Annotated in this window: 1 tRNA gene and 2 rRNA genes (1 of these 3 only partly in view); all 3 read left to right on the forward strand. The window is 55.2% G+C overall.

Annotated features, from left to right (window positions below):
• Positions 1-1,312, forward strand: a 23S ribosomal RNA gene (locus tag KPG71_RS19340) (it extends 2,304 nt beyond the left edge of the window).
• 67 nt (positions 1,313-1,379) lie between these two features.
• Positions 1,380-1,494: ribosomal RNA gene (gene rrf, locus KPG71_RS19345) — 5S ribosomal RNA — on the forward strand.
• 155 nt (positions 1,495-1,649) lie between these two features.
• Positions 1,650-1,726: transfer RNA gene (locus tag KPG71_RS19350), tRNA-Met, on the forward strand.
• The last annotated feature ends 19 nt before the right edge of the window (positions 1,727-1,745 follow it).

The raw sequence follows: 1,745 nt of genomic DNA on the forward strand, positions 1-1,745 counted from the left end.
CGGATTGTCTGGGCCGCTGATCGGTTCCTGGAAATAGCACCTCCATGAGATCGTACCCTAAACCGACACAGGTGGACTGGTAGAGAATACCAAGGCGCTTGAGAGAACGATGTTGAAGGAACTCGGCAAAATACCTCCGTAAGTTCGCGAGAAGGAGGCCCAGTTTCTACGCAAGTATTGGCTGGGGGCACAAACCAGGGGGTGGCGACTGTTTACTAAAAACACAGGGCTCTGCGAAGTCGCAAGACGACGTATAGGGTCTGACGCCTGCCCGGTGCCTGAAGGTTAAAAGGAGAGGTGAGAGCCTTGAATTGAAGCCCAGGTAAACGGCGGCCGTAACTATAACGGTCCTAAGGTAGCGAAATTCCTTGTCGGGTAAGTTCCGACCTGCACGAATGGCGTAACGACTTCCCCGCTGTCTCCAACATCGACTCAGCGAAATTGAATTGCCTGTCAAGATGCAGGCTTCCCGCGGTTAGACGGAAAGACCCCGTGCACCTTTACTACAGCTTCGCACTGGCATCAGGATTGTGATGTGCAGGATAGGTGGTAGGCTTCGAAGCAGGAACGCCAGTTTCTGTGGAGCCTCCCTTGAGATACCACCCTTCGCACTCTTGATGTCTAACCGCGGTCCGTTATCCGGATCCGGGACCCTGCGTGGCGGGTAGTTTGACTGGGGCGGTCGCCTCCTAAAGCGTAACGGAGGCGCGCGAAGGTTGGCTCAGAGCGGTCGGAAATCGCTCGTTGAGTGCAATGGCAGAAGCCAGCCTGACTGCAAGACTGACAAGTCGAGCAGAGTCGAAAGACGGCCATAGTGATCCGGTGGTCCCGAGTGGAAGGGCCATCGCTCAACGGATAAAAGGTACGCCGGGGATAACAGGCTGATACTGCCCAAGAGTCCATATCGACGGCAGTGTTTGGCACCTCGATGTCGGCTCATCTCATCCTGGGGCTGGAGCAGGTCCCAAGGGTACGGCTGTTCGCCGTTTAAAGAGGTACGTGAGCTGGGTTTAGAACGTCGTGAGACAGTTCGGTCCCTATCTGCCGTGGGTGTAGGATACTTGAGAGGAGTTGCCCCTAGTACGAGAGGACCGGGGTGAACGATCCACTGGTGGACCTGTTGTCGTGCCAACGGCAGTGCAGGGTAGCTATGATCGGACAGGATAACCGCTGAAGGCATCTAAGCGGGAAGCCCCCCTCAAAACAAGGTATCCCTGAGGGCCGTGGTAGACCACCACGTCGATAGGCCGGAGATGTAAGCGCAGCAATGCGTTCAGTTGACCGGTACTAATTGCCCGATAGGCTTGATTTGATCCAGTAGAAGACAGACTTCTGCTGACCAAAGTCAACAGACTTGGACATTCGAGGATTTTTCCCGGTTTGGTGGTCATAGCAAGAGCAAAACACCCGGTCCCATCCCGAACCCGGCCGTTAAGTGCCTTAGCGCCGATGGTACTGCGTCTCAAGACGTGGGAGAGTAGGTCACCGCCAAACCTGGTAAAATCCCCGAAACGTATCTCTCCAAAACGATGGCCCCAATCCAATACACAACATTGGGGCACAACACCCGGCCCAACCCCCGCAAAGGGACAAGGCCAAACACCACGGCCTCAAACAGCCCTTCGGGCGATAGGCCAAACATAAAGCGTCGCGGGATGGAGCAGTCCGGTAGCTCGTCAGGCTCATAACCTGAAGGTCGCAGGTTCAAATCCTGCTCCCGCAACCAAAATATCTCAAGAAATACA

The organism is Roseovarius sp. PS-C2 (genome assembly GCF_018862045.1).
In the GTDB taxonomy this organism is placed as follows: Bacteria; Pseudomonadota; Alphaproteobacteria; order Rhodobacterales; family Rhodobacteraceae; genus Roseovarius.